Below are 5,180 nucleotides of genomic sequence, written 5' to 3' on the forward strand. Positions count from 1 at the left end.
TGAGTGATGATTCCTGTTTCACTATGTGTAACTTAATGACCCTGACTTGTCCCAGATAGATCCAGTTTGTCCCAAGTAGATCCACATTTATCGCACGTTTCCCGTTTAAATATCTCACGTCCTATCATGATAACATCATTAACGTGGCTCACTGATTCGATAATGCCACTCATAGCCTCACCGGATTGCTGAACCTGACTGGCACCGGCTGACACACGCGTTACCGATTCTGCAATCAGTGCTTCAATCTCTTTCGCCGCCTGCGCACTGCGCTGCGCCAGACTACGCACCTCGCCGGCCACCACGGCAAAACCCTTGCCCTGCTCACCGGCCCGCGCCGCTTCCACCGCCGCATTGAGCGCCAATATATTGGTCTGGAACGCGATACCATTAATCACGGTGTTAATATCAGAGATCTTGCGCGAACTGGCGCTGATGTCATTCATGGTTTGCATCACATTTCTGCTGATATTACCTCCGCGTTTTGCCATGTCTGACGCATCCTGTGCCAAACGACGCGCCTGATGCACGTTTTCGGTATTCTGTTTTACCGTGGCGCTCATCTGTTCCATGCTGGCAGCGGTCTGCTGTAACGCCGCCGCCTGCTGCTCAGTGCGCGAGGAAAGGCTATCCTTCCCCTCCTTGATGTTGGCCGTGCGATCCTGCACCACGCTTGCACCTTGTCGGATGGCTGTGACGGTATCGCGCAAGGTTTTCTGTAGCAGCTTGATATCTGGAATCAGACGGCCTGCGCAGTTGCGGCCAAACTCGGTCAGTTCATAACCCAACCGCCCCGCCGTTAACTGTGCCAGATGAGATTTCAGCACGCTGATCGGCACCACTAGATAATTTTTCAAACAATATTCTGTGAAAATCAGTGCCAACACCCCCACCAACAATGCCGCAATCAGTTCATTACGGTTATTCTCATGGTGGCCTTGCGCTTCACCAATGGCTGGCGATGCGGCAACCTGATCGGTGTAGCGTTTTATTTCATCACCAAAGGCATGCACAATGGGATAGGTTTGGCTCAGACGTTGCCGCAATACGTCCGGCTCATTTTGTTGTAACGCTTGCTGTAACGGTTCCAGTGCGGCGGTCACCAGTGCCGACCAGGTGCGAACCACGCCCTCAATTGCCGCGGGCGTGACATCTCCGTGTGCACCGTTTTTGAATGCCTCCAGCGAGGATTTTACATTCGCGATCGCTGGCTGCGCTTGTGCCAGCGCCTGCCGGGCATTTTCCACATCGCTGTTTAGCGTATAGCTCGCCGCCCGTTCAAGCGTCGTCATGGCGCGAAAAGATTGTTCAACACCGTAGAGCAGTTGTGCATGGCTCTTTCTTTGCACTTCACTTTGCGCGATGAGCTGGGTCGCCTGTTGCAGGGAATACAGGCTATAGCCGGATGCCACGCCCCAGATTGCCAAGAGAAACGCCACAATCATCAACACCATAACTCTTATACTGATGTTCTTCAGAAAGCTCATATCACCACTCCATCATGCCTTCCCATACGTCAGTGACAGCCAGGCCCAAAGGCACAACACTGCACCGAAAAACGGAAGGAGGTTGAATCGCTATCGTATAGTCAGACCCACCGGCAGGAGCCAGCAGGAAACATTACCGAGTTTCAGACATGCGCCCTGAAAGCCTGCCTGTACCGAAATATCGGTCAATGAGAACACCGTTAAATAAGAAACCCTTTTTTATAAAATATGCACGTCGAATCCATTACGGGCACCCTTCTGAAGTATAGGCAGTGAATAAGGAAATGTGAGGTAAATTACATAAAACGCTTTTTCCTCCCGTCACTGCCATCGTCAAATCTGCCGAAACTTCACTTCAGTCGCGTCGTCACCGAATGTCGACACCCACCAATATCTTATTTTTAATATATAAATCAAAAAATTACATTTTTATTATCAGGTTGGCATAAACCATGCTTTATGTAGGGTGATCCGCCGACACCGGCAAAGTGTCGACACCCACGTTATGTACAGAGCCGAGGAAGGAGAGCCCGTCATGAACCGGTTCGTTATTGCAGATTCCAAAAGATGTATCGGTTGTCGCACCTGCGAAGTCGCTTGCGTGCTGGCCCACGGCGATGGCAATACAGCATCGCTCAGTGCAACGCAGTTTGCACCGCGTCTCACGGTGGTAAAGAGCCTTGATGTCAGCACCACCGTTCAATGTCGCCATTGTGAAGACGCCCCCTGTGCCAATGTGTGCCCCAACGGTGCCATTGTTCGCGCGCAGGACAGTATTCAGGTGCGGCAGGAAAAATGTATCGGCTGCAAGACCTGCGTGGTGGCATGTCCCTACGGTGCCATGACCGTGATCAGTAAACCGGTCGTCAGAATCAGCCATCATCAGTTGATGGGGAGTGGGATGAAAGCCGAAGCACATAAATGCGATCTGTGTCAGGAGCGCGCTGCTGGCCCGGCATGTGTTCAGGTTTGCCCCACCAAGGCGCTGCATCTGGTCAACCGCGATGATATCGACACCATGATCCAACAAAAACAACGGCGTGCGGCACTTGATGACGCCGCAGGAATCCAGTTCTGAACGGTGCCGTCCAGGTACGTGCAAAGAGATACAACATCATGCAAAAAGTGATTACCGTCTGTCCTTACTGTGGGTCAGGCTGCAAGATCAACCTGCTGGTTGAAAACGGCAAAGTGGTTGGTGCAGAAGGTGCGAACGGCGTAACCAACGAAGGTGAACTGTGCCTGAAAGGCTACTACGGCTGGGATTTTCTCAACGACACCAAACTGCTCACCCCTCGTTTGACTCAGCCAATGATCCGGCGTCAAAAAGGCGCGCCGTTTGAGGTAGTGTCTTGGGATGAAGCCATCGGTTTTGCCAGTTCAAAACTATTAGCCATCAAAGAAAAGTACGGCCCGGATGCCATCATGCACACCGGCTCATCACGCGGTCCTGGTAATGAAACCAACTACGTGATGCAAAAATTCGCACGCGCGGTAACGGGCACCATCAATATCGACTGCTGCGCCCGCGTCTGCCACGGCCCTTCCGTTGCCGGATTGCAGGTAACACTCGGCAACGGTGCCATGGGCAACTCCATTTGCGAGATTGAGCACACCGAGTGCATTCTGGTGTTTGGCTATAACGCCGCTGACTCTCACCCTATCGTGGCGCGTCGTATTATCAAAGCCAAAGAGCGCGGTGCGAAGGTTATCGTGTGCGATCCGCGCCATATCGAAACCGCCCGCATTGCCGACCTCTGGCTGCCGCTGAAAAATGGCTCCAACATGGCGCTGGTTAATGCGTTTGCCAACGTGTTGATCAACGAAGGGCTTTACGATACCAACTTTGTGGCACAGCACACCGAAGGGTTTGATGAATATCGTGCGTTGGTTGCCAAGTACACGCCGGAATACGTTGCGGAAATCACCGGCCTGTCTCCGCAGTTGATTCGCGATGCCATGCGGATGTATGCCGCCGCGCCGTCTGCCACCATTCTGTGGGGCATGGGCGTCACACAGTGGACGCAAGGCGTTGACGTGGTGAAAGGACTTTCCGGTCTGGCGTTGCTTACCGGTAATCTGGGGCGTCCCAACGTCGGCGTGGGCCCGGTGCGTGGTCAAAACAACGTGCAAGGCGCATGCGACATGGGCGCGTTGCCGAACCAATTCCCTGGCTATCAGAATGTGACCGACCCAGACGTGCGTGCTAAGTTTGCCAAAGCCTGGGGCGTGCAAGATCTGGCCGGGCATATTGGTTATTCCCTGACGGATGTGCCGCACAAGATTAAAGAAGGCAAGATCAAGGCCAACTACCTGATGGGTGAAGACCCGTTACAGACGGAGCCAGACTTGTCGATGGTGCGTGAAACCTTCGCCGAGCTGGAGCTGCTGATCGTTCAAGATATCTTTATGACCAAGACGGCAGCGATGGCAGACGTTATCTTCCCGGCGACCTCATGGGGAGAGCACGAAGGGGTATACTCCGCTGCTGACCGTGGCTTCCAGCGCTTCTATAAAGCAGTACAGGCAAAAGGCAACGTCAAACCTGACTGGGAAATCATCAGCCTGATGGCAACGGCGATGGGCTACCCGATGCACTACAACAACACCCAGGAAATATGGGATGAACTGCGCCACCTGTGCCCGCTCTACTTCGGCGCGACTTACGAGAAAATGTCCGGTTTGGGTCACGTTCCCTGGCCGTGTCTGACTGAGGATAGCCCCGGCACACTGTGGTTGTACGCCGGTAACAAGTTCGACCGCCCCGGCGGTAAAGGGTTGCTGTTTGCAACGGAATGGCGTCCACCCATGGAACAAACCGACAGCGATTTCCCGTTGGTGCTCTCCACGGTGCGCGAAGTGGGCCACTACTCATGCCGTTCCATGACCGGCAACTGTACTGCGCTGCAAACCCTGGCGGACGAACCGGGCTACGTACAAGTCAGCCCGGCAGACACCGAACACCTTGGCTTGCGCGATCAGCAGTTGGCGTGGGTCTCCTCCCGCCGTGGCAAGGTGATCAGCCGCGTGATGGTCAGCGAGCGCATTAATAAAGGTGCGGTATACATGACCTATCAATGGTGGATCGGTGCCTGTAATGAGCTGACGCTGGATGAAGTCGATCCCATTTCCAAAACGCCGGAATACAAGTACTGCGCAGTGAAACTGGAAGCGATTGAAAATCAGGCATGGGCGGAAAACTTTGTGCAACAGGAATACAGCGCATTGAAAGCCCGACTGCGGAAGGAAGCAGAGGTGGCGGGAGCATAAACCCCGATTGTCAACGCGGCAGGGGTTGACGTTCCGCGTTAAATGACGCTGAGGAAAAGGTTGCCGCTAGGATGAGCGACAGGGATGTCGCGAAAGCGCTCGCCGCGTCAGGAACGCGTCGAGCGCGGTCCGCCCGGCGGCCACCATTTCCGAAGGCATCGCGTAGCGACGTCATTCCGCGCACAGCCAGGGGCCATGGGGCGACGGCGACTGAGCCGCCCCATGTCGGGCGCGTGCCACGCTATAGGCAGAGAAATACCGCGTTTTTCGCGCACGAAACCCTACGCAATAGTACATGAAATGTATTAGTCGCGACTTGATCTGACACTGGACCTTGCAAGGTTGAGAGTTACCGGTTTTGATATGGGTGTCCAATCCTTATACAAAACACGAGGTAACTCTCATGATTCATACTAACAATCC

General features: G+C 53.9%; 2 protein-coding genes and 1 pseudogene. 2 read left to right on the forward strand and 1 reads right to left on the reverse strand.

Annotation, left to right across the window (positions count from 1 at the left end):
* Positions 1 to 128: 128 nt before the first annotated feature.
* Positions 129 to 1,487: pseudogene (locus ACTBDZ_RS14885) on the reverse strand (methyl-accepting chemotaxis protein); the annotation flags it as partial.
* Positions 1,488 to 2,022: 535 nt separating this feature from the next.
* On the opposite strand from ACTBDZ_RS14885, the gene ACTBDZ_RS14890 reads away from it, so the two are divergent.
* Entirely contained in the window at positions 2,023 to 2,565 is a 543-nt protein-coding gene (locus ACTBDZ_RS14890; RefSeq protein ID WP_438815895.1) for a 4Fe-4S dicluster domain-containing protein, read from the forward strand.
* A 38-nt stretch (positions 2,566 to 2,603) separates the two neighbouring features.
* Positions 2,604 to 4,757, forward strand: coding sequence for a formate dehydrogenase subunit alpha (gene fdhF, locus ACTBDZ_RS14895; RefSeq protein WP_438815896.1), 2,154 nt, complete (start codon positions 2,604 to 2,606; stop codon positions 4,755 to 4,757).
* Positions 4,758 to 5,180: the final 423 nt, after the last annotated feature.

The sequence above is a fragment of the Symbiopectobacterium sp. genome, from assembly GCF_051710365.1.
Classification (GTDB): domain Bacteria; phylum Pseudomonadota; class Gammaproteobacteria; order Enterobacterales; family Enterobacteriaceae; genus Symbiopectobacterium.

What these genes read in the sequence shown, in the direction of transcription:
- ACTBDZ_RS14890 (WP_438815895.1), top strand. Translation starts at nt 2,023, where the DNA reads ATGAACCGGTTCGTTATTGCAGATTCCAAAAGATGTATCGGTTGTCGC.
- fdhF (WP_438815896.1), top strand. Translation starts at nt 2,604, where the DNA reads ATGCAAAAAGTGATTACCGTCTGTCCTTACTGTGGGTCAGGCTGCAAG.